The organism is Oleiphilus sp. HI0125 (genome assembly GCF_001635355.1).
Genome location: NZ_LWGF01000879.1, coordinates 35144 through 59043 on the forward strand (window position 1 = coordinate 35144; position 23900 = coordinate 59043).

Genomic DNA, 23900 nt, shown 5'->3' on the forward strand with positions numbered 1-23900 from the left:
ATTATGAATATCATGCCTTGGCATGCTGAGTTGGTCGAGACAATCTCAGATTTAGAAAAAAGAGACGCATTACCTCATGCGGTTATGTTATCAGGCGGAGAAGGCTTAGGTGTCGATGTGCTTGCGCATACTCTAGCTAGGGCATTGCTGTGTGAATCGCCTGCTTCTGGTTATCCCTGCGGACAGTGCAAAGCTTGTCATTTGATGGAGGCAGGGAGCCACAACGACTTTATGTCTCTTGAGCTAGAAGAGGACGCAAAGCAAATTAAAATTTCTCAGGTGAGAAGCTTGGTTGATTTCGTTAGCGAGTCTAGCATGCGTGGCGGACATAAGGTTGCGGTGATCAATCCGGTCGAAGACTTAAATATCGCCGGTTCAAACGCCTTACTAAAAACGCTTGAAGAACCAGCAGGCGATACGATTATATTTCTCGTTGCGCAGCGTCAAGAAGCTGTATTGGCAACTATTCGTTCTCGTTGCCAGATCTTAAACATCCAGCCGCCCTCACATGAAGATGCTTTATCGTGGTTAATGCAGAGTTTGCCTGCTGCAGATTCTGATGTTGTTCATTCATGCTTGAGTATCTCGAATGGCGAGCCAGTTACAGCGATGCGATTTATTGAGCAAGACGCTTGGGGTCAGCAAAAAACTATGATTGAAGGGCTTGGTGCGGCCGTTAAGCGTAAAAAAACAGTCAGCGATTTGGCTGAGTCATGGGCGGATGACTATTTGCAGGATCGACTCGTTTGGCTGATTCAATGGATCGAGCAAATGATTCGTTTTAGTTCGACGGAAGATGAGAGCGTCTTTTTAAACGCTGATAGCGTTGCAATGCTTAAGTATTTGGCAGGCAAGGCGGGTTTTTCCGTATTGTTTGAATTGCGCGAAGCGCATTTGGTGCAATTGCGTCTATTGATGGGAAGCACAAACCCCAATCCGCAGCTTCTTTGTGAGTCGCTGATTATTCTATGGCAAGACCTAATGCGAAGTTCTCGATAATGTTGCGCTAATTTCACTCGCAGAAATGCGTCATTGCCCTATACTTCAAAAATAGACGTTATTTTTCAGGAATTTAAAACGATTATGTCAGCTGGGTTCGGAGCGCGTAGCGGTATATTAACGCTAACGATCAAAGATAAAGCAGTACTGTATGCTGCGTATATGCCATTTATTCAAAATGGCGGCTTGTTTATCCCGACAGGCAAAAACTATCACCTGGGTGATGAGGTGTTTTTGCTTCTCAATCTAATGGATGAGCCTGAAAAAATTCCGGTAGCAGGTAAGGTTATTTGGGTGACACCAAAAGGTGCGCAAGGAAATCGCGCAGCAGGTATTGGCGTTCAGTTTAGTGCTGAAGACGAAACAGCAAAAAATATTATTGAGAAGGAATTAGCTGGGGCATTAAGTTCGGATCGTCCGACCCACAGTATGTAATTCGTTCTTTTGTAAATAAAAAAAGGCGCACATCATGATGCGCCTTTTTTGTGTTCGCGTTACACTGGCGCGCATTATTTGTGTGTATTCGAGTACTTATGTTTATAGATTCCCATTGCCATTTAGATCGATTAAAGCTTGAGAAATATGAGGGTGGATTAGCAGATGCCATATCTGCAGCTCGTGACGAAGGTGTGAGTGAAATGCTTTGTGTTGCGATTGATCTTGAGCACATCGAAGATGTGTTAGGCGCGGCAAGCTCCTTTGATAATATTTATGCTTCGGTCGGTGTTCATCCAACAAGTTATGAGGGCGAAGAACCGAGCGTTGAGCGTTTATTAGAGCTATCTAAGCGAGAAAAGGTCATTGCGATTGGTGAAACGGGGTTAGATTACTACTACAGCGAAGATAAAAAAGAGCTTCAGCAAGAACGCTTTATTCGACACCTAGAGGCAAGCGCGCAATGTGGCAAGCCTGTGATCGTCCATACGCGAGATGCAAAAGAAGATACCTTAGACATTATTGCAAAACATGGTGACCCTAGTGTTGCTGGCGTGCTCCATTGTTTTACCGAAGATCTCGATATGGCCTTACGCGCGATTGAACTCGGTTACTATATTTCGTTTAGTGGTATCGTCACGTTTAAGAATGCAGTTGAGCTGCAAGACGTCGCTAAGTCGATTCCGCTTGAGCGTATGCTAATTGAGACAGATTCGCCTTATTTAGCGCCTGTTCCGTTTCGCGGTAAGCCTAATGAGCCAAAGTATGTTCCTAAAGTGGCGGAGTTTATAGCCGAGTTGCGCGGTATTTCTGTTGAGGAAGTGGCCAAGAAAACCGCGGAAAATTTCCACGCTCTGTTCACGCATGCAAGAGCGTAAGTGTATTTTGAATTATCAGCACTTTTCTCAACAAACCGAGCGATTGACGCTTGCGGGCTTCCATAACGGACAAACGCAGGGCCGGCCTGTGATCATGCTTCATGGGTGGCTAGACAATGCGGCGACCTTTGAGCCTATGCTCGAAAGGCTTCAATTAGAGGGGCGTCCTGTGTATGCATTGGAGTTGCCTGGTCATGGGAAGTCACAGCATCGCGATAAGTCAGCTCAATATCACCTTGTTGATAATACGATCGATGTCTTGGCGTTTGTTGATAGTATTTCTGAAGGAAGTGATTTCGATATCGTTGGTCATTCCATGGGTGGCATTATCGCGACTTTAGTTGCTGCTTCAGTGCCCGAACGAGTTAAGCATTTGGTGTTGCTAGATAGCTTAGGGCCGCTGACTGATGAAATTGAAAATGTGTTGCCGCAACTCAAAAGAGCGGTGAAGCGTGCATCCTCGTTGAGAAACTCAAAGCTTAATGTTTATCCTACTAAAGAAGTGGCTGCCCGCGCGCGAACGGCAGGGGTCGGTAAGATTTCTATGCCTGCATCAAGACTTCTTGTAGAGCGGGGCACGATAGAGGTGGAAGGTGGTTGGACGTGGTCATCTGATCCAAGGCTGTTAGAACCGTCACTTTTGCGATTTTCTGAAGCGCAGGTTGAGGCAATAATGGGAGGCATCGAATGTCCTGTGCTATTGCTTGTTGGAACGGATGGTTATTTCAAGCAATATGAAGCTATTAAGAAGCGGCTTGCGTATATAAAAACGTTAACGCAGCATCAAGTAGACGGCGGGCATCACTTCCATATGGAAGGTGACGTTGCGCTGACAGCTCAATTAGTCGGTGACTTTGTCACTGAGCAACTACATCGAACCAAAGGGGTTTAGTGAATGCAAAACAGGTTGGCTCGTTCAAGTTGGATGAATGTACACGTGTTTTTGGTCTCTATGCTTTCGATTGCGCTAGTACAAGTAGCGCATGCGAAGCAATTTAGTTTTGAGGCGCCGGGCTTGGAGTTTGTTTCGAAATCGGAACAGGACGTTGCTTTGCATCCGTTTCCTCTTAGTAGCATTAAACGGGTGAGCAATAGTTTACGTGTTGACCGCCAAACTAGCCTCGAAGGTAGTCGAACTAATTATTTATACCGTGTTGCGAGTTTTTCGAGTCGCGATAAGGTCTTAAGTTACTACCGAAATTTGCTTTCATCAAAGGGAAAAATTGAATTTGAATGTGCCGAGCGTAACTGCGGATCGAGTAATGATTGGGCTAACAAAGTGTTCAGTATTCGAAACCTTGCGGGGCGAGACAACAATCAATCTTACTTAGTTGGGAAGGTTGATGATGGTGTAGAGCAAGGCTGGCTTAGTGTTTACGTTGTTGAAAATGTTCGTCGCGAGAATATGGTATATCTGAGCTTCTCCGCGGCGCCTCCAGCAGATTTAGTCGCAGACATGAAGCGCGGTTTATTGGTCAGTGATTCGATGCTAAAGCATTTCAATGCGGATGCGCTAAATGATTATTTGACGAAAACCGAAGGCGCTAAAGTTGTTGCTTTGGCTTATTCGCGTGTCGAGGGTGAAACGCAAGTTGAAGCTTTGGGCGCTGCCGAAGCGTTCGCAAAGCCCTTGTTGCAAGATATCTATGCTCAAGGTTTGGAAGCTAAAAATGTCGAATTCCGAGCGATGGGCCGCTTAGGTCAAAAGCCACTCTCTCTCGACGCTAGCCAATGGCTATACCTATATCTCGTAGATTGAGGCCTCTTTTTTATAGTTTTTACGCTTCAGTAGCCAGCATGCTTAGCACTCTGGCTCCATTCCCTATATAATTGCGCGGTTTTTCTACCTTGAGGCGATGTTGTGGCGGCGCAACTACACACAATTGCAGACTTTATTCGATATAGCTTTACGCGACTTACTAGCAGTGATGTCTATTTTGGTCACGGTACAGATAACGCGTGGGATGAAGCTGTCGCATTAGTTTTACAAACCTTGTCTCTTCCATGGGATTTTGACCGTGAACTTTGGGCTTGTCGTGTGACGGATGAAGAAATTCTTCGCCTCACTAAGAATCTCAATGCGCGCATTGATCAACGTATTCCTTTGGCTTATTTGACCAACAAAGCTTACTTTTGTGGCCTAGAATTTTACGTTGATGACCGCGTTCTCGTGCCACGCAGTCCGCTGGCACAGCTCATTGAGAATGGTTTTTCTCCTTGGTTATTGGATGAACCGCAACGCATTATGGACCTTTGCACAGGTAGTGGGTGTATTGGTATTGCATCGGCACTTCTTTTTGAAGAGGCTCAAGTTGACTTAATAGATATTTCTGAAGACGCATTAGAGGTATGCAATAAGAATATCTCGAAGTTTGCCCTGCAGGATCGCGTTACTGCCATGAAGTCAGATTGTTTTTCTGCGCTAAGTGAGCAAGATCATCACACTTACGACTTGATTGTGTCTAACCCTCCGTATGTCGATGCAGAAGATATTGGCAGTATGCCGGACGAGTATCGCAAAGAGCCGATGTTGGGTCTCGCATCAGGCAATGATGGCTTGGATTTCACAAGAGAAATGTTACGTCAGGCTGCTTTATATTTATCGCCAACAGGCGTCCTGATCGCTGAGGTTGGAAATAGTTGGGTTGCGCTAGAAGAGGCGTACCCAGAATTAGAATTTACGTGGATTGAATTTGAGCACGGCGGGCATGGTGTATTTATGCTCACGGCAGACCAACTTCAAGCCGTTAAAGAATAAGCAAAACGAAAGAGTTATACGATGTCAGGTAATACCTTCGGAAAGTTATTTACGATAACCACCTTCGGCGAAAGTCATGGTAAGGCACTCGGTTGTATCATCGATGGTTGTCCTCCAGGAATTGAGATTTCTGAGGAAGATATTCAACACGATTTAGATCGTCGTAAACCCGGGACTTCGCGCTTCACCACGCAACGTCGCGAAGCGGATGAAGTAAAGATCTTGAGTGGCATTTTCGAAGGAAAAACCACAGGGACATCGATCGGTATGATTATAGAAAATACTGATCAGCGCTCAAAAGACTATTCAAATATTGCTGATACCTTCCGTCCTGCACATGCCGATTATGCCTACACGCAGAAGTACGGTTTTAGAGACTACCGTGGCGGTGGTCGTTCCTCTGCGCGTGAAACAGCGATGCGTGTCGCTGCGGGCGCTGTTGCTAAAAAGTATTTAAGTCAGGCTTTTGGCATCGAAATTAAGGGATATTTGTCTCAACTAGGCCCGATTAAAGTTGAGAATGTTGACCTGTCTATCGTTGAGGGAAATCCTTTCTTCTGCCCGGATGCGGATAAAATTCCGTTGATGGAAGAGTACATGAAAGACATCAACAAAGAAGGTAATTCGATCGGTGCAAAGATCACGGTGATTGCGACAGGAATGATGCCGGGCTTGGGTGAGCCAATCTTTGATCGTCTTGATGCTGAAATTGCTCATGCTCTGATGAGTATTAATGCAGTAAAAGGTGTGGAAATCGGTGCAGGTTTTGATTCCGTTGAGCAGAAGGGTACTGAGCATCGCGATGAGATGACTCCTGAAGGTTTTCTTTCCAATAATGCTGGTGGTGTCGTTGGTGGTATTTCTTCGGGGCAAGATATTGTTGCTCACATTGCTTTGAAACCAACATCAAGCATGCGCCTACCTGGCAAGAGTATTGATCGTTTCGGTAACGAAATTGAGGTAGTGACACATGGTCGTCACGACCCTTGTGTTGGTATTCGTGCAACGCCAATTGCTGAGGCGATGTTAGCGATTACATTGTTGGATCATGTTATGCGTCATCGTGCTCAAAATGCCGACGTTAAATGCGAAACACCAATTATTAAGTCTGAAGCAAACTAAGAGGGTACATGAAGGTTTCTGATTTCGACTTTGAATTGCCAGAGTCGTTGATTGCAAAATATCCACCGAAGGTAAGAGGCGAAAGCCGCTTGCTGCATGTTCAAGGCGCAACCGGCGCCTTGGCAGATCTTCAGTTTGCTGACTTACCTAATTTGCTTAGGAAAGGCGATCTTCTCATTTTCAATAACACGAAGGTCGTACCCGCTAGGATGTTTGCAAAAAAAGAAACGGGCGGGGCACTCGAAATCTTGTTCGAACGTAAAGTCGAAGAGCAGGTTTTTTTAGCACATGTTCGTTCGTCTAAATCACCGAAACCTGGTTCCAAGTTATATACAGAAGGCGGAAGTGAACTTGAAATGCTTGGGCGCAGAGGCGCGCTGTTTGAATTGAAAGTTTGCGGAGATCAAGAGGTGTTTGCGCTTCTTGAGTCGGAAGGCCATGTACCGTTGCCACCATACATCGATCGTAAAGACGAGTCTCTTGACGATGATCGTTACCAAACTGTTTACGCCAAAGAACCTGGCGCCGCCGCTGCGCCTACTGCGGGTCTGCACTTTAGTGATGAAATGATCAGTGATCTTGCTGAGCAAGGTGTTGAATCGGCTTTTGTCACCTTGCATGTTGGGGCGGGAACGTTTCAACCAGTAAAGGTTGATAGTGTCGAAGACCATGTTATGCACAGTGAGTGGATTCAGGTCACCAAAGAAACAGTCGACAAAATTCGTGAAACGAAGGCAAATGGCGGTCGCGTCGTATGTGTCGGTACAACCAGTATGCGAAGCCTGGAGGCAGCTAGTCAATCAGGTAGCTTAGAGCCTTTCGAGGGCGATACTGATATTTTTATCTACCCAGGGTATTCGTTTGTAACTGTCGATGCCTTAGTCACAAACTTTCATTTACCGCAAAGCACGCTATTAATGTTGGTCTCGGCGTTTTCTGGTCAAGAGAACATGATGAACGCGTATGTTCATGCGATTGAGAATAAGTATCGCTTTTTTAGCTATGGTGATGCGATGTTCTTAGAGCCTCAGCGCTAATCACAAACTATTTTATTTATTGGAGAAGCTATGTCTCGCCCTGAAAGCTTTATGTCGTTCGAATTAAAGACGACAGACAAAGTTGCGCGACGCGGAGAACTGAAATTCCCAAGAGGAACGGTTCAGACTCCGGCATTTATGCCTGTAGGTACCTACGGCACGGTTAAAGGTATGCTGCCTCGTGACATCAAAGAGATCGGTGCAGAAATTATTCTAGGTAATACATTTCATTTGATGTTGAGACCAGGAACTGAAGTTATCGAAGAGCATGGTGACCTTCATGACTTTGCGCAATGGGACAAGCCAATTCTTACAGACTCAGGCGGTTTCCAAGTATTCAGCTTGGGCGACATGCGTAAGATAACCGAAGAAGGTGTGAAGTTTAAAAGCCCTATTAATGGCTCTGAAGTGAATGTTACGCCCGAAGTGTCTATGCAGGTTCAGCGTAGTCTCGGCTCAGATATCGTGATGATCTTTGATGAGTGTACGCCTTATCCAGCAACATGGCAGGAAGCGAAAGATTCGATGGAGCGTTCTATTCGCTGGGCGCAACGTAGTAAAGATGAGCATGGTTCAAGTCCTTCTGCACTATTTGGCATTGTGCAGGGTGGTATGTACGAAGATTTACGCGATATCTCTTTAGAAGGCTTAACCGATATTGGTTTTGACGGTTATGCAATTGGCGGTCTTTCTGTTGGTGAGCCAAAGGAAGACATGATGCGCATACTCGAGCATTTGCACGACAAGATGCCAGAGGATAAGCCACGTTATTTAATGGGTGTTGGTAAGCCAGAAGATCTCGTGGAAGGTGTTCGTCGAGGCGTTGACATGTTTGATTGTGTGATGCCTACGCGAAACGCACGAAACGGACATTTGTTTACGCACAGTGGTGTTATAAAGATTCGCAATGCGGTACATCGTCATGATCTAGGTCCAGTTGATTCTGAGTGTGATTGTTACACTTGCAAAAACTTCTCACGAGCATATTTGCATCACTTAGATCGCTGCAATGAGATGCTCGGGGCGCAACTGAATACCATCCATAATCTCCGTTATTATCAAAATCTTATGAGTGGTTTGCGCGAAGCAATCGAACAAGGTAAATTGTCCGACTTTGTTGACGACTTCTATGCTGCGCTAGGGCGCGAGACGCCCCCATTAGACATCGAAGATGCGTTTAACGACGCTTAAAACACTAATTTTTTAAATATCCTAAATAGTTAAGAGGAAGAAAATGAGCACGCTTATTAAACAACTTTCGTTATTGGTTCTTATGGTTATGTCAGGTGCGGCATATGCAGAAGGCGCAGCGCAACCAGGTGAGCCTAGCGCGCTTATGCAACTTATCTTCTTCGGTGGTTTCATCTTGATCTTTTACTTCTTGATGTGGCGCCCACAGTCTAAGCGAGCGAAAGAGCATAAGAATCTTGTAGCTAGCTTGAACAAAGGCGATGAGATCGTTACTAACGGCGGAATTGCGGGCAAGATCACGAAAGTATCGGATGACTTTGTTTCGGTCGAGGTTTCTGAAGGTGTTGAATTGAAAATTCAGAAAGTGGCCGTATCTTCTGCTTTACCGAAAGGGACGTTGAAAGGTATTTAATGAAAAGCCGGGTTCGCCCGGCTTTTGTTTTTTGGTGCGCAGTAACTTCTTAGTAACATCCTACTCAAGTTGCATGTGATTAGACACAACAATTAGAAAGGCATTTAGGAGCTCACATGCTCAATAAATATCCGGCTTGGAAATATGCATTGATCGCCCTGATTTTGGTGGTCGGTGGTATTTATGCAACGCCTAATTTATTCCCAGACGATTTCGCGATTCAGGTGACGGGTACTCAAAGTACGACCGTTGCTGATCAAGAACTTGCGAACGACATTAGCGAAGCGCTTGAACAAGCAGGTATCAATCCCAAAGCGGTTGAATTGCAAGACCGTCTTGTATTGGCGCGATTTGATTCACCTGAACAGCAGCTGAGTGCGAAAACTGTACTTCAGGATGCGCTTGGTGATGATTTTATTGCTGCGCTGAACATGGCACCAACTACGCCAGATTGGTTGAAAGCACTTGGTGCAGGGCCAATGAAGCTAGGTTTGGACTTACGTGGTGGTGTTCACTTTTTGCTTCAAGTCGATATGGAAAAAGCGCTAAGTCAGCGTTTGTCTGTATACGAAAGTGAAATTAAGAGTGCGTTGAGAAATGAGCGTATCCGATATAGAGCTTTCTCGATTGACGGCTTGGACGGTATAAAGATCAAATTCCGTACCGCTGAAGAGCGTGATAAAGCAACTTCTTTTGCGGCGACAGAATACCGCGAGTTCACACGCACCGATCAAGATGAAGAAGATGCGGCTTACCTCATCTTGCGTCTTTCAGAACAAAGCGTGAAAGAGATTGAAGACTATGCCGTTCAACAAAACTTAGTCACGCTTCGTAATCGTGTTAACGAGCTGGGCGTTGCAGAGCCATTGGTTCAGCGCCAAGGGCGTGATCGTATCGTAGTTGAGCTTCCAGGTGTTCAGGATACTGCAACAGCTAAACGTATCATTGGTAAGACGGCTAACCTTGAGTTCCGTTTGGAAGCCAAAGCTGGTGCGTCAAGTAGCCAAACTCAGCGTTTTAACTTTAAGCAAGACGAAAACCGTAGCGCTATTCTCGAAAAAGATGTGATCGTTACGGGTAGTAACGTATCCAATGCGAATGCTGGTTTTGATGAAAATGGCGTCGCGCAGGTAAATATTTCGCTTGATGGTAACGGCGGCAAGATGATGCTTGACGTTACGAAGCGCAGCATCAAACGTCGTATGGGTGTTTTGTTTATTGAGCAGAAAACAGAAACGCGTAAGCGTATTGTTGATGGTGAAGAGGTGGTCGAACGCCGCAATCGTGAGATTCGTAACATCATCAACCTCGCAACAATTCAATCTGCCTTTGGTAATGCCTTCCGTATTACCGGTCTAGATTCCCCGACTGAAGCGGCTGAGCTTGCATTATTATTGCGTGCTGGTTCATTGGCGGCACCAGTGTATTTCGTTGAAGAGCGTACGGTTGGACCAAGCTTAGGACAGGCTAACATCGATGCTGGCTTGTTGTCCGTGCAGATCGGTTTTGCTCTAGTACTATTGTTTATGCTTGTTTATTACCGTGTATTTGGTGTGATTGCGAACATCGCGCTATTAGTGAACGTTGTGCTCTTGTGTGCATTGATGTCTATGATATCGGCGACGTTAACTTTGCCGGGCATTGCAGGTATTGTTTTGACGGTCGGTATGGCAGTTGATGCGAATGTACTCATATTTGAGCGTATACGCGAAGAATTGAAAGCAGGCATGTCTCCACAACGAGCGATTGATGCGGGTTATGGCAGAGCTTTCGTTGCGATTTTAGATGCAAACATCACAACCTTTATCGCAGCGATAATTTTGTTTGCTGTAGGCACCGGACCAGTGAAAGGCTTTGCGGTTACCTTAGCGTTAGGTATTTTTACCTCAATGTTCACTGCAATTTTCTTGAGTCGTGCCATTACTAATTTGGTTTACGGTTCACGTAAAGTTGAAAAGTTATCCATTGGTTAATAGGTGGTAGGAAACAAAATATGAATACGATTAACTTCATGGGTAAACGCAAACTAGCAGCGCTAGCTTCTATTTTGCTTCTTATCGCATCGATAGCTTCTATTGCTACACAGGGCTTGCAGTTGGGTCTCGACTTCACCGGTGGCACATTGGTGGAAGTGGAGTACGAAATTGCTCCTGATCTAGAGGAGGTTCGAGCGACCCTTAATGATGCAGGTTACGACAAGCTTGTTGTTCAGAACTTTGGTGCAGATACCTCTGTCTTAGTTCGTTTGTCACAAGGCTTTGACGACACAGTTGGTGTGCAAGTGCTGAATGCCTTGTCACAGAGTGGTGAGAAGGTAACGCTGGAGCGCGCAGAATTTGTTGGCTCACAAGTCGGTGAAGAATTGCGTGAGCAGGGCGGTCTAGGGTTGTTGCTCGCACTTGGTATCGTTATGGTTTATGTAGCCTTGCGCTTCCAATTCAAATTCTCTGTGGGTGCCGTAGCGGCCCTTATCCACGATGTAATTATCGTGGTGGGTGTTTTCTCGATCACGCAGTGGGATTTTGACCTGACAGTATTGGCGGCATTGTTGGCGGTCATTGGTTACTCTCTAAATGACACGATTGTTGTTTCGGATCGGATCAGGGAAAACTTCCGTAAGCTGCGGAAGTCGGACTCCGAAGAAGTCATCAACATTTCTTTAACTCAAACCCTGTCGCGTACCTTGGTGACCTCGTTGACAACAATCCTAGTGTTGATTGCGTTATACATTGTGGGTGGAGAGATGATCAATGGCTTCGCTAAAGCTCTTTTGATTGGTGTTTTAGTAGGTACATACTCTTCAATCTATGTGGCAAGTAATATCTTGCTTGCAATGGCGGTCACCAAAGAAGATCTTCTTCCGCCTGTTGATAAAGATGGAGAGGAGTTTGACGAAGGTCCAAGTGAAGCGGATCTGAGAAAGCTTGAGGAACAAGATCGCAAGCGTGCTGAACGTGAAGTGCAACCTTAAGCACCAAATAGTGATGAACAATAAAAAACCAGCTTCTTAGCTGGTTTTTTATTGTTTGGAGTAAAGCAAAGCTATTTAACTTTGTAACTTACTTGCGTAGCCGCTAAAGCGCTGCAGTGTTGTTTTGAACAACTTAGGGTTGGCTGCAACAACGGAACGGCTATTTGAATTAATCATTCCAGTAGCAAGGTCACCAACGAGGGCGCCAGCTTCTTGGCAGATCAACAAAGCAGCTTCAAGGTTTTCTGATTTTGCCGACGTAAGTAGGGCTGCATCAAGTTGGCCTGAAGCGACTAGTGCCAAATCAAGTGTAGGGCAGTTACTGACACGAGAATTGATTCCCGCGTTGCCCATGTCTGTGATCAGATCGCTAACAACATGATCGGTGCTGCTGTTGCCGAATTGATTGACGACATCACTTGCAAAATATGCGGCGTCTAGATTATGTAAGCTGTTAACGCGGCAACGATGGTCATTGAATGTTGCACCGCTTCCTCTTACTGCAACGTACTCTGCGCCGGTAAAAGGGTTTACGACTGCTGCGCTATGAATCTTTCCGTTTTTCTTGTGCACAAAGCTGTACGCAGTGTCAGGAAGTTTGCGAAGTAGGTGTTGTTCATTGTCGAAGCCTTGGATGAACCAGGCATCTTCTTTTATTTCACTAATTTTCTCGCCAACTTCAGCAACGTAGTGTGTTGGGTAGCCTTTTTTCAGCGCGTCCATAAGTGTTTTGAAAAGCACTTCTTCTAGGTGACGAACCAATTTTAGGTCTTCCTTGAGATCGTTAGCGTTATGCTCTTTACGATCGATGCTTAAGTTCACGTACTCGTTAAATTGTCTGGCAGCGCGGAGCGCGATTTTCAGAATCGGTTGCATTCTTTTCACCTAGTCCTAATCTTGTGGCGCGCATAATAGCAAAAAAGAGTTTTATTGCAGCAAAAAAGCGGTTTTGTTCACAATATATGAATATACTTGCCGCTCAATTATAGTCGCAGTTCTTTTTATTGGAGTGGTTAAGGGTGCAAGAGCCGGAGTCTGGTCTCGATATTTTAAATTATCTCAATGACAACGTTGCCGTTATTTTGGTCGGAACGACGCATGCTGGAAATATTGGTGCCGTTGCGCGAGCGATGAAAAATATGGGCTTAAGTGACTTGCGTTTAGTGAGTCCTCAAGACTTTCCCTCTGATGAGGCGGTAAGCAGGTCTGCAGGTGCTGTAGATATTATTGAGAATGTTAAGGTGTTTGATAGTCTCGCTGAAGCCTTGAAGGATCGTCAGCATGTGGTTGGCGCTAGTGCACGTGTTCGAAGTTTTCCTTGGCCAATTGTTAACCCTCGTGTCGCCGCTGAAGATATGCTGGGCTTGATTAGTACGAATACAGCCCCAATTAAGGTTGGCTATGTATTCGGTCGTGAATCGAGCGGCTTAACAAATGAAGAGCTACAGCAATGCAATAGCCATGTAAATATCCCAGCCAACCCGAGTTACTCTTCATTGAATTTGGCAATGGCTGTTCAAGTTATTACGTATGAATTGAGAATGACCGCATTACAAGGTCTCGATTCGCAGTTGCTCAAAACAGTACGTGATGGCAAATCAGGTGACTGGGATGAAGAGTTAAGTTCACAAGAAGAAGTTGGTGGTATGCTAGATCATCTGACGCGCGTTATGGTTCAGACTGGTTTTTATGACCCCGACAATCCAGGTCAACTTTTACCAAGATTACGACGATTGTTTCAGCGTCGCCATCTCGACAAAATGGAAGTTAACATTTTGCGGGGTATACTCAAAAGTGTTGAGAAAACGATTAAGTAGGTAAGTAATGTTCAAAGCGATGAAAGAAGATATTCAAAGTGTGTTTCACCGTGATCCGGCGGCACGGAATACATTCGAGGTTTTGACAAACTACCCTGGGCTGCATGCTCTTTGGTTCCACAGGATCGCTAATAGCTGTTGGAGAAACGATTTTAAATGGTTGGGGCGTTTTATTTCTTCAGTGAGTCGGTGGTTTACAGGGATTGAAATTCATCCAGGGGCGACCATTGGGCGGCGGTTTTTTATCGATCACGGCATGGGTGTTGTGATCGGAGAGACAGCTGTGATCGGTGATGACGTCACTTTGTACCAAGGCGTGACGCTTGGCGGGACTAGCTGGAATAAAGGTAAGCGACACCCAACCTTGAAAGATGGAGTGGTTGTCGGTGCAGGCGCCAAGGTTCTCGGCCCCTTTGAGGTTGGTGAAAATGCAAAAGTTGGTTCGAATGCAGTTGTAACGAAAGCAGTTCCTGCAGAAGCGACGGTGGTTGGTATCCCTGGGCGAATCATTTTGAAGTCTGTATCGACTTCAAAGGCCAGCGTTGATGAATCGAAGCGTAAAAAAATGGAAGAGAATTTCGGCTTCGATGCATATGGTTTGAGCGAAGAAATGCCTGACCCAGTGGCGCGATCTATCAGAAGTATGCTTGATCATATGCATTTGGTTGATGAGCGTATGAATCAGATGTGCAAAGAGCTCAGAAAGCTAGATAACTCTTTCGTAAAAGAAGATTTGCAAGGAATTAACGAGCAGGATATCGACTGCTTCAAACAAGCAAAGTAAGGGTATGCTTAGTAGTTGACTGGTTTGGTCAGGTATTGAATAATGCGATTAATTCCTATTTGATGTCTGACTATGCGTTTAACTACAAAAGGGCGATATGCCGTCACAGCAATGCTTGATCTAGCGCTTCACAGTGCATCTGGTCCGGTTACCTTAGCAGACATCTCTGGCAGACAAGGTATTTCATTGTCATATCTCGAGCAGTTATTTTCTAAGTTGCGCCGACGCAAGCTCGTCGCAAGTACGCGCGGCCCTGGTGGCGGATATACGCTAGGCGAAATGGAATGCTCTGTGTCGATTGCGGCGATCATAGATGCAGTAGACGAGTCGATAGATTCAACGAAGTGTCAAGATAAAGGCAATTGCCAGCAAGGTCAGAAGTGCCTTACTCACCATCTGTGGTCCGATCTGAGCGAACAGATCCACTCTTTTTTGAGCGATATTACACTAGAACAGCTTATGTCGAAGCGTGAAGTGATCGAAACTGCAGAGCGACAAAATTCTCTTGCGGGTCTAATATACGCCGAGCAGTGAAATATCTCTTGTAGAGCGAAACAAATGATTTATCTCGATTATGCGGCGACGACGCCAGCAGATCCTCGTGTTGTTGAAAAAATGTTGGCTTATTTGGGCCACGATTCTTGTTACGCAAATCCAGCATCTCGCTCCCATATGTTAGGTTGGCAAGCTGAGGCAGCCGTCGAAAGTGCACGCAAACAAATTGCGACAGGATTGCATTGCGATGTAAGAGAGTTGGTTTGGACGAGTGGAGCGACGGAAGCAAACAATTTAGCTATTAAAGGTCTGGCTGAGTACTTTGCTGATCAAAATGACCCACGAAAACATATTGTAAGTTCTGCTACCGAGCACAAGGCAGTCTTAGATGCATGCATGTACCTCGAGACAAAAGGTTATGAGGTGACGTTTGTGCGTCCAGATGATCAGGGTGTTGTTACCCCAGAGATTCTGGAAGAGGTTGTACGGCCAGACACTTTGCTGGTTTCAGTCATGCATGTGAATAATGAAACAGGCGTGATTAATCCTATTAAGGAATTGGCAGAGTTTACAAAATCGAAAGGCATATTCTTCCACGCGGATTGCGCACAAAGTGCGGGAAAGTTGCCGTTAGATTTATCTAAAATTCCTGCTGATTTAGTCTCTTTGTGCGCGCATAAAATTTATGGCCCAAAAGGTATAGGTGTTCTGTTTGTTCGTCGGAGCGCGGATTTTCAGTTAGTGTCACAAATACACGGTGGCGGACACGAGCGTGGTATGCGTTCGGGTACCTTGCCTACTCATCAAATCGCTGGGTTTGGTGAGGCATTTCGCTTGTCACTAGATGAGATGGACGGCGAGCAGAGTCGCATCGAATCACTTAAAAAGCGTTTTGTCGATGCGCTTCAAGGTGTCGATATGATTGTTAACGGGGAGGGCGCAATGTCTGTCGCTGGAATCGTTAATTTGAGTTTTCCTGGTGTAGACGGGCAGATGTTGTTAACAGCTCTTCCTAATTTAGCTATTTCTTCCGGTAGTGCGTGTAATTCTGCAAGCATGGCTCCATCACATGTGCTTAAGGCAATGGGGTTGTCTGATGAACTTGCTTTGAGTTCATTGAGGTTCTCTTTTGGGCGTTTTACGACGGATGCTGATGTTGATAATGCTGCGGCGGTATTGAAAGATGCGCTGCTTAAAATGCAAAGTTAACAAAGTAGCTATAAGTTTTACGAAAGTAAGCGGAAGAAAGATATATTTTTGCTTTAATCGGCCTTATAATTCCGCGGCAAATTTTTAACAGCTCATATTAGAGCGCTAATACATAATTTATGGGGATAATATCATGGCGGTAGAACGCACCTTATCAATCGTTAAGCCAGACGCAGTTGCTAAAAACGTAATCGGCAAAATCTACGATCGTTTCGAATCAAACGGTTTGCAAATCGTTGCTGCAAAAATGGTTCAACTTTCTCAAGAGAAAGCTGAAGGTTTCTACGCTGAGCATAAAGAGCGTCCTTTCTTTGGTGACTTGGTGGCGTTCATGACTTCTGGTCCTGTATGTGTACAAGTTCTTGAAGGCGAAGGTGCGGTTCTTAAAAATCGTGAGTTGATGGGCGCAACAAACCCACAAGAAGCTGACGCTGGTACTATCCGTGCAGATTTCGCTTCTTCAATCGATGCAAACGCTGTTCACGGTTCAGACTCTACTGAATCAGCAGCGCGTGAAGTTGCTTACTTCTTTGCTGATGAAGAAATCTGTCCTCGCGGCTAATTTCTTTTTCGCAGGTAGACAAAAGCAGGGCTCTGTTTGGGGTCCTGCTTTTGTGCGTATTAGGACATCGTATTTTAGGTGACAAACATGACTGAAGTGACAAGCACTCCGCGTAAAAATTTACTTGGAATGCCAAAAGCTAAATTAGAGGCATTTTTTGCTGAAATTGGTGAGAAGCCGTTTCGAGCCAAGCAGGTCATGCAATGGATTCATCAATATGGTGTGTCAGATTTTGATGAAATGACTAATATTTCCAAAAGCTTACGAACTAAACTTAAGGGAATTTGCGAAATTACGCCGCCCGAGGTAACTTACCAAAACATTTCTGCTGACGGAACGCGCAAATGGGTTATGCGTATGCCTGGTGGTAGCAGTATAGAAACTGTTTTGATTCCTGAGGGTAATCGCGGAACGTTATGTGTTTCATCTCAGATTGGATGTGCATTGGACTGCAGTTTTTGCTCAACTGGCAAGCAAGGCTTTAACCGAAATTTAAGTACTGAAGAAATTGTGGGGCAGATTTTCAATGCGATTGCCTCATTCGAAGGGATTGATCGAAACAAAGAGCGTCCAGTTACAAATGTTGTGTTCATGGGTATGGGCGAGCCACTTCTAAATTTCGATAACGTCATGGATGCCGTAAATCTCATGATGGACGATCTTGCTTATGGGATTTCTAAGCGGCGTCTTACGGTGAGTACTGCGGGTGTAGTGCCTGCGATTGATAAAATGAGCGAAGTGACGGATGCAAGTATCGCGATCTCCTTGCATGCGCCAAATGATGAGTTACGAAATGAATTGGTACCTGTAAATAAAAAGTACCCAATTGACGTGCTAATGACCTCGGTAAAGAATTACCTGAGTGGATTGCCAGACAAGCGTAAAGCGACCATAGAATACACATTGCTCGCTGGCGTGAATGATCGTAAAGAGCATGCCCAACAGTTAATTGAAGTATTGAAAGGTTTGCCTTGTAAAATCAATTTGATCCCATTTAACCCGTTTCCGCATAGCGGGTATAAAAAGCCAAGCAATAACGAGGTGCGTCGTTTTCAAGAGTGGCTGACAGAGGGTGGGTACATCACGACAGTTAGAACAACTCGTGGTGACGATATAGATGCTGCGTGTGGCCAATTAGTCGGGCGCGTTGATGATCGTACTAAGCGCAGCGAACGATACATAAATATGAGACAAGTGAACGAGTAAATTTAACTATGATGAGCCGTATTATAATAATTCTCGGTTTAACAGTTTTGTTGGCTGCATGTGTGACGACAAATGATAGCTCCTTGTCTCGCAACGCAGATCCTGAGGTTGCACTTGAACGCTACGTTAATCTTGGCTTTGAGTACATCAAACGAGAAGACTTTACGCGGGCGAAGAAACATCTAAATAGAGCTTTAGAAATTGATGATGATAATGCGCCGGCTAATAGTGCTCTTGGCCTTATTTATTCTCGTCAGGGCGATAAAGAAATCGCCGAAAAAATGTTCAAGAAGGCAATTGCAGCGGATCCAACGTATACTCGCGGCCGCACTTACTATGCAGCGTATTTATTTACGGAAGGACGTTTTGAGACAGCGCTGGAGCAATTTTTAATCGCGGCGGAAGATACGACATTTCCTTCTAGAAGTCAGTTGTATACCAATATCGCTTTGTGTCAGATTCGCCTCGATAATCCTGATGCAGCAATCTTAGCTTACGAGCGCGCTTTGCAGCTTGATCGATTTAACTCGAACGCATTAGCTGGAATGACAGAGGTATTGCTCACCAAGAACGACTTTAAACGTGCGCAGTTTTACTACAATCGACTTGTGAATCAAATTGCACAACAGGCGTTGACTCACTCGGCTCAGACCTTGTGGCAAGGCGTACGTATTGCCAAACATTTTAATGCTGTAAAGCAGGCCGAAAGTCTAGCTGCACTTTTGCGTGAGTTATATCCAGACTCACAAGAATATAAAAACTACCTAAGTCTATATTTCGGTAAATAAGCATGAGTGAACAAGAAGAAGTCCAAGAAATTACTCATCCCGGACCTATTCTCAGGGCGGCAAGAGACGAACTTCGTTTGTCGATCGATGAGGTGGCAAGTCAGCTTCACTTGCGTCCAAGTGTTGTCGCAATGATCGAATCCGAAAATTATCATGATTTTTCCAGCGATGTCTTTTTGAAAGGGTATTTTCGATCTTACTGTCGTTTAGTTGGTTTGCATGAAGAGCGCATGGTGGAATTGCTTGAAAGACAGCTCACAGTCATCGTGGAAGAAAAGAGGCAGCTAGACAAGCAGCAAGCTGACGAAAAGCTCAAAGCAAAACGTATTCATTTGATGAAATTGACTGGTGTTGCAGGGTCGATTGTGGTGGTTTGCGCTTTACTGGTCTGGACCTTGATTGGTAGTGAGAAAGAGCATGAGCTTGAACAGCGTTCAGATAGTTCGTCGGAAAGTCCAGGGGCGGTTGTTGAAGCCCCGGCAGCGCCGGAGGAAGTGGCGGAAGAGAATGATTCAGTAGAACTTGTGTTAGTTGATGAGAAACAGTCCGCTGCTGAAACCTTAGGCGAAACGTCTGCAGTAACTGATGTAGCTATTCAATCATCGAATCTAGATGCAGATGATCAGTCTTCTGAAAGTCAGCCTGTGGATGAAGTTTCAGCACTTTCAAATCAAGATCAACCTCAAGTCAGAGGGACAATTTCAATCACTTTTACAGGTGACTGTTGGTTTGAAATATATGATGACCAAGATAATAGTATCAGCGCTGATTTGATGCGTGATGGTCGTAAGTTTGACTATGAATTTTCAACGGCACTTCGCGTTGTTCTTGGCGATGCAAGTGTTGCGCAAGTGTTCGTAAACGATGTCCAGTACGATATTTCGTCCTATGTCAGCACAACTGGACGCGCAGAATTTACTGTAGAGTAGAGTTATGAAGTTTGAGTCGCCGATAAAGCGAAGAGTTTCCCGTCAAATTATGGTGGGAGATGTGCCTGTGGGCGGAGATGCTCCGATTGCAGTGCAAAGTATGACGAATACTGAGACCACCGACGTCCAAACGACGCTTGGGCAAATTCAAGAATTAGCCGATGCGGGGGCGGACATTGTTCGGGTATCAGTCCCAACGATGGATGCCGCCGAGTCATTTAAGTTAATCAAGCAAGGCTCGCCAGTACCTTTAGTTGCAGATATTCATTTTGATTACAAAATTGCACTTAGAGTTGCTGAATATGGGGTCGATTGTTTACGTATCAATCCAGGAAATATCGGTAAAGAAGAACGTATTCGTGAGGTCATTGCGAGTGCTAAAGACCACGGGATTCCAATCCGAATTGGTGTGAATGCAGGGTCGCTAGAGAAAGACTTGCAGAAGAAGTACGGCGAGCCAACGCCTGCTGCGCTTGTTGAGTCTGCGATGCGTCATGTCGAGATTTTGCAGAGACATAATTTCGATAACTTCAAGCTGAGTTTAAAAGCGTCTGATGTGTTCATGACGGTTGCAGCATATAGAGAAATCGCTGGATTGATTGATCAGCCATTGCACTTGGGTATTACAGAAGCGGGCGGTTTTAGGGCTGGAGCGGTTAAGTCTGCAGTTGGTCTTGGCATGCTTTTAATGGATGGTATTGGCGATACGCTTCGTGTTTCGCTGGCAGCAAATCCTGTTGAAGAAGTCAAAGTCGGTTATGACATACTTAAGTCTTTAAAGCTTCGTTCAAAAGGTATCAATTTTATTGCTTGCCCCAGTTGCTCGCGACAAAACTTCGATGTCGTTAAGACAATGAATGAGCTTGAAACACGTCTCGAAGATATTTCAACGCCGCTCGATGTTGCCATTATTGGATGTGTTGTTAACGGTCCTGGTGAAGCTAAAGAAGTAGATCTTGGGTTAACTGGTGGATCTCCGAACAATCTCGTTTATGTCGATGGCAAACCAGATCATAAGCTCTCAAATGATGGCTTGGTTGATCAGTTAGAAAAACGTATCCGTGCGCAAGCTGAAGCTAAGCAGGCGCAAGAAGAAAATGTTATTGCGAAAGCTTAGTTTCGCGTTTTAATAAAAGGTATATTTGTGGCAAAGATTCAAGCTATCCGTGGAATGAATGACTTACTTCCCGGCCAATCGTCAAAATGGCAGTACCTCGAAAATATCGTCTCTGACTTATTGAGTCAGCATGGCTATCAAGAGATTCGTATGCCGATTGTCGAGCAAACTGAGTTGTTTAAACGCTCGATTGGTGAGGTCACGGATATCGTTGAAAAGGAAATGTATACCTTTGAAGACCGCAATGGCGATAGCCTGACTTTACGTCCGGAGGGCACGGCGTGTTGTGTTCGTGCAGCGGAGCAACACGGCTTGCTTTTTAATCAAACGCAGCGCTTGTGGTATCAGGGACCTATGTTCCGTCACGAACGTCCTCAAAAAGGTCGTTATCGCCAGTTTCATCAGATTGGTGTTGAGTGTTTTGGGTTTGAAGGTCCAGATATCGACGCAGAACTTATTGCGTTGACAGATCAATTATGGAAAAAACTAGGAATCCGTGACTCGGTAGAGCTTCAGATTAACTCCTTAGGTTTGCCCGAAGAGCGTTCGGCATTCAAATCTGCTCTTGTGGTTTATTTATCTGATTTCAAAGACCAGCTTGATGAAGATAGTGTTCGCCGTCTTGATACAAATCCATTGAGAATTTTGGATTCAAAGTCTGAGCAGACTCAAAAAATACTTGAGCAGGCGCCTGTTCTCACAGACTTCTTCGGTGAAGATTCGAAAAAGCACTTTGCAGAATTAACGGCATTTTTGGATGGTTTAGGTATTCGCTATGTAGTGAATCCTAAATTAGTACGTGGCCTAGATTACTACTCGAATATGGTGTTCGAATGGGTTACCGATGCGCTTGGTGCGCAGGGTACGGTGTGTGCGGGTGGTCGTTACGATGGCTTGGTAAAACAGCTTGGTGGAAAGGGTTCTCCTGGCGTTGGTTTTGCGATGGGTGTAGAACGTCTTGTTCTTCTGCTCGAAGAGCTTAAGGTATTCCCTGAAGAGCTTAATGTGGTTGCGGATGTTTATATTGTCGCCGCCGGTGATGGTACTCAAATGAAAGCCTTCGAATTAGCGGGTCACTTGCGATCTGAAGGTGGTCTTCGTGTGTTGCAAAATATGGGGCAGGGCTCGTTCAAATCTCAAATGAAAAAAGCGGACAAGTCTGGTGCGCGCTATGCGGTTATTCTTGGCCGTAACGAAATTGATACCGACACAGCTTTGGTTAAGCCTTTAAAGAGTGATGAAGAACAAAAAAGCGTTGCTCAAAGTGATTTGATTAAATACATCGTTGTTTGAATGCAGTAAACTACTGCGTGGCTGATGAGCTGCTAATAAGAAATTGAGTTATGTGGAGTAATTTGTGGACGAGTTTAAGACCGAAGAAGAACAAATCGCAGCGATTAAAAACTGGTGGAAGAATAACGGTAGTTCTGTGTTGCTAGCCGTTGTTGCTGCTCTTGCAATTGTATTTGGTTATCGTGCATGGCAAAACAACGTAGAGAGTGATAAAGCGACAGCCTCTGCGTTATATCAGCAGTTGGTTAGCATCTCTACCCAGCAAGCAGGCTTAGGCGACGACCAGTCAGCTAGCTTTATTGCGAACGAGCTTAAAGAGAAATTTACAGATTCTGAATATGCGCGTTTTGCAGCATTGTTCTTGGCGAAACAAGCCGTGACTGCCAAAGATTACGATACCGCGCTTGCAGAACTTGATTTCGTTTTAGAATCAAATGAAGACCCGCGTACGATCCATATCGTTAATGCTCGTAAAGCTCGCATTCTATCAGCGAAAGGTGAGTATGAAGCTGCGCATGCTTTACTTGATGCATCAGATGAAGCATTCGCCCCTGCATATCTTGAAATTAAGGGCGATATCTACATTCTTCAAGGTGATCGCGAGTCAGCAAAAGAAAGTTATCTAGCGGCGTTTGATATGGTGAAAGATGCGCCACAACGAGCACCACTTTTAGGTGTCAAATTGTCAGACTTGGGTGTGGACACACAGAGCCTTTAGTCACCTTCATGGATCATAGTATGACAAAGAGACTTATACAGTGTCTTGGCTTGAGCGCGGTTTTTACCGCGCTTTTTGCTTGTAGTTCTGACACTGGAAACATTCCTACAGAATTATCACGTATTGAAAACCCGATTTCTGTTGATAAAGCGTGGGACGCTGATGCAGGTTCTGGTGATGATGAATTACAACTGCAGCTAGAGCCCTTCGTTAGTGGGCCCAGCGTATTCACAATCGACATAGATGGTGAATTGCAATCTCGCTCCACAGAAACTGGTCGTTTAGAGTGGGAAGTAGATTTAGATCGCAGGGTTAGTGGCGGTGTGTCGGGAGATAGTCGCCAGCTCTATGTGAATACGTTCCAAGGGCAACTTATTGCTTTATCTCGTAGCAATGGCCAAGAATTGTGGCAAGCGCGATTAAGTTCAGAAGCACTGAGTGTTGTAGCAAGCGACGGGTCTACGGTAGTTGTGCATGCCAGCGATGGGAAGGTATTTGGGATTAACGCTGATACTGGAGCACAAAGGTGGCGTTATGATAGCGATACGCCCGTTCTTTCTCTGCGCGGCACATCTTCTCCTTTAATTAGCGGTGACTCAGTATATGTGGGTCTCGCTAATGGGGCCTTGATCGGTATTGCGATTGATTCGGGTCGTCAGCAATGGTCTGTCAACTTGGGAACACCAAGCGGACGCACTGAGCTTGAACGTCTAGTAGATGTCGATGGAACTTTTGTCTTAAGCGGAAGAACACTTTATGCAACCGCTTATCAAGGCGACTTGAAAGCCATAAGTCTTACTACTGGTGAAACCTTGTGGTCGATGGCCTTATCCTCTTATTCAGGCGTAGGTGTGTCCAAAGATGGGAATACTATTATTTCTGCAGATTCCGACGGAAGAGTTTTTGCGGTCGAGGCATCGACAGGCAAAGAGCTTTGGGAAACGGAAAAACTCCTATACCGACGTTTAGGTGCTGTTACGACAATTCTAAATTATGGAGTGGTCGCTGATTTTGAGGGTTATGTTCATTTTCTTGATTTAAGCAATGGCGATCTTGTAGGGCGTGTTCGCCCCGATAGTGATGGCGTATTAGGACGCATCAAAGTCGTTGAATCCACACTCTACGTCTATACTCGTTCTGGCAATCTGTACACCTACGAATTAAATCTTTAAGCGGAAT

At 45.1% G+C, this 23900-nt stretch carries 25 protein-coding genes; 24 read left to right on the plus strand and 1 reads right to left on the minus strand.

The window, feature by feature from the left end; genetic code table 11:
• Positions 1–3: 3 nt before the first annotated feature.
• The 12 genes from A3762_RS14750 to secF all read left to right on the plus strand — a co-directional run bounded on the left by A3762_RS14750 (position 4) and on the right by secF (position 11803).
• Positions 4–999, plus strand: coding sequence for a DNA polymerase III subunit delta' (locus A3762_RS14750; protein ID WP_068476670.1), 996 nt, complete (start codon positions 4–6; stop codon positions 997–999).
• A gap of 84 nt (positions 1000–1083) precedes the next feature.
• Positions 1084–1434 carry a PilZ domain-containing protein gene (locus tag A3762_RS14755; RefSeq protein ID WP_068476673.1) on the plus strand — a complete coding sequence of 117 codons (351 nt, stop codon included), beginning with the start codon at positions 1084–1086 and terminating at the stop codon, positions 1432–1434.
• Positions 1435–1532: 98 nt separating this feature from the next.
• On the plus strand, positions 1533–2312 hold the full coding sequence (locus tag A3762_RS14760; protein WP_068756295.1) for a TatD family hydrolase: 780 nt from the start codon (positions 1533–1535) through the stop codon (positions 2310–2312).
• Positions 2299–3204: an alpha/beta fold hydrolase gene (locus tag A3762_RS14765; protein WP_068755749.1), complete on the plus strand. Its 906-nt coding sequence runs from the start codon at positions 2299–2301 to the stop codon at positions 3202–3204. The genes A3762_RS14760 and A3762_RS14765 overlap by 14 nt, the downstream gene beginning before the upstream one ends.
• A 3-nt stretch (positions 3205–3207) precedes the next feature.
• Positions 3208–4071 (plus strand): DUF4892 domain-containing protein, encoded by an 864-nt coding sequence (locus tag A3762_RS14770; RefSeq protein WP_068755751.1) that lies wholly within the window; start codon positions 3208–3210, stop codon positions 4069–4071.
• A gap of 102 nt (positions 4072–4173) precedes the next feature.
• The gene (gene prmB / locus A3762_RS14775; protein ID WP_068756298.1) at positions 4174–5070 is read left to right on the plus strand and encodes a 50S ribosomal protein L3 N(5)-glutamine methyltransferase; all 897 of its coding nucleotides are present in this window, start codon (positions 4174–4176) and stop codon (positions 5068–5070) included.
• Between the two features lie 21 nt (positions 5071–5091).
• Positions 5092–6192, plus strand: a complete 1101-nt coding sequence (gene aroC / locus A3762_RS14780; protein ID WP_068756300.1) for a chorismate synthase — start codon at positions 5092–5094, stop codon at positions 6190–6192.
• An 8-nt stretch (positions 6193–6200) separates the two neighbouring features.
• Complete coding sequence (gene queA, locus A3762_RS14785) at positions 6201–7229, plus strand: tRNA preQ1(34) S-adenosylmethionine ribosyltransferase-isomerase QueA (RefSeq protein ID WP_068756302.1); 1029 nt, start codon at positions 6201–6203, stop codon at positions 7227–7229.
• A 51-nt stretch (positions 7230–7280) separates the two neighbouring features.
• Positions 7281–8420, plus strand: a complete 1140-nt coding sequence (gene tgt, locus A3762_RS14790) for a tRNA guanosine(34) transglycosylase Tgt (protein WP_068756395.1) — start codon at positions 7281–7283, stop codon at positions 8418–8420.
• Between the two features lie 43 nt (positions 8421–8463).
• Positions 8464–8832 carry a preprotein translocase subunit YajC gene (gene yajC, locus A3762_RS14795; protein WP_082869160.1) on the plus strand — a complete coding sequence of 123 codons (369 nt, stop codon included), beginning with the start codon at positions 8464–8466 and terminating at the stop codon, positions 8830–8832.
• A 116-nt stretch (positions 8833–8948) separates the two neighbouring features.
• Positions 8949–10805 carry a protein translocase subunit SecD gene (gene secD / locus A3762_RS14800; protein ID WP_068756304.1) on the plus strand — a complete coding sequence of 619 codons (1857 nt, stop codon included), beginning with the start codon at positions 8949–8951 and terminating at the stop codon, positions 10803–10805.
• 20 nt (positions 10806–10825) lie between these two features.
• Positions 10826–11803, plus strand: a complete 978-nt coding sequence (gene secF / locus A3762_RS14805; RefSeq protein WP_068756307.1) for a protein translocase subunit SecF — start codon at positions 10826–10828, stop codon at positions 11801–11803.
• A gap of 75 nt (positions 11804–11878) precedes the next feature.
• On the opposite strand, the gene A3762_RS14810 is transcribed toward secF, so the two are convergent.
• Positions 11879–12679, minus strand: a complete 801-nt coding sequence (locus A3762_RS14810) for an inositol monophosphatase family protein (protein ID WP_068756310.1) — start codon at positions 12677–12679, stop codon at positions 11879–11881.
• Between the two features lie 143 nt (positions 12680–12822).
• Here A3762_RS14810 and A3762_RS14815 point away from each other — a divergent pair, with 143 nt between their 5' ends.
• The 12 genes from A3762_RS14815 to bamB all read left to right on the plus strand — a co-directional run bounded on the left by A3762_RS14815 (position 12823) and on the right by bamB (position 23893).
• A complete protein-coding gene (locus A3762_RS14815; protein WP_231878823.1) occupies positions 12823–13620 on the plus strand; it encodes an RNA methyltransferase in 798 nt (265 codons plus the stop codon).
• Between the two features lie 7 nt (positions 13621–13627).
• Positions 13628–14404, plus strand: coding sequence for a serine O-acetyltransferase (cysE, locus tag A3762_RS14820; RefSeq protein WP_068756312.1), 777 nt, complete (start codon positions 13628–13630; stop codon positions 14402–14404).
• Between the two features lie 72 nt (positions 14405–14476).
• On the plus strand, positions 14477–14938 hold the full coding sequence (gene iscR, locus A3762_RS14825) for a Fe-S cluster assembly transcriptional regulator IscR (protein WP_068756313.1): 462 nt from the start codon (positions 14477–14479) through the stop codon (positions 14936–14938).
• 24 nt (positions 14939–14962) lie between these two features.
• Complete coding sequence (locus A3762_RS14830) at positions 14963–16108, plus strand: cysteine desulfurase family protein (RefSeq protein ID WP_068756316.1); 1146 nt, start codon at positions 14963–14965, stop codon at positions 16106–16108.
• Between the two features lie 133 nt (positions 16109–16241).
• On the plus strand, positions 16242–16670 hold the full coding sequence (gene ndk / locus A3762_RS14835; protein ID WP_068476691.1) for a nucleoside-diphosphate kinase: 429 nt from the start codon (positions 16242–16244) through the stop codon (positions 16668–16670).
• Positions 16671–16757: 87 nt separating this feature from the next.
• Positions 16758–17876: a 23S rRNA (adenine(2503)-C(2))-methyltransferase RlmN gene (gene rlmN, locus A3762_RS14840; protein ID WP_068756318.1), complete on the plus strand. Its 1119-nt coding sequence runs from the start codon at positions 16758–16760 to the stop codon at positions 17874–17876.
• Positions 17877–17884: 8 nt separating this feature from the next.
• Positions 17885–18664, plus strand: coding sequence for a type IV pilus biogenesis/stability protein PilW (gene pilW / locus A3762_RS14845; protein WP_082869161.1), 780 nt, complete (start codon positions 17885–17887; stop codon positions 18662–18664).
• Between the two features lie 2 nt (positions 18665–18666).
• Positions 18667–19593 carry a helix-turn-helix domain-containing protein gene (locus A3762_RS14850; protein WP_068756320.1) on the plus strand — a complete coding sequence of 309 codons (927 nt, stop codon included), beginning with the start codon at positions 18667–18669 and terminating at the stop codon, positions 19591–19593.
• A 4-nt stretch (positions 19594–19597) separates the two neighbouring features.
• Entirely contained in the window at positions 19598–20710 is a 1113-nt protein-coding gene (gene ispG / locus A3762_RS14855; RefSeq protein WP_068756323.1) for a flavodoxin-dependent (E)-4-hydroxy-3-methylbut-2-enyl-diphosphate synthase, read from the plus strand.
• Between the two features lie 27 nt (positions 20711–20737).
• Entirely contained in the window at positions 20738–22003 is a 1266-nt protein-coding gene (gene hisS, locus A3762_RS14860) for a histidine--tRNA ligase (protein ID WP_068756325.1), read from the plus strand.
• A gap of 64 nt (positions 22004–22067) precedes the next feature.
• Positions 22068–22721 carry a tetratricopeptide repeat protein gene (locus A3762_RS14865; protein WP_068756327.1) on the plus strand — a complete coding sequence of 218 codons (654 nt, stop codon included), beginning with the start codon at positions 22068–22070 and terminating at the stop codon, positions 22719–22721.
• A 20-nt stretch (positions 22722–22741) separates the two neighbouring features.
• Positions 22742–23893: an outer membrane protein assembly factor BamB gene (gene bamB, locus A3762_RS14870; RefSeq protein WP_197469280.1), complete on the plus strand. Its 1152-nt coding sequence runs from the start codon at positions 22742–22744 to the stop codon at positions 23891–23893.
• Positions 23894–23900: the final 7 nt, after the last annotated feature.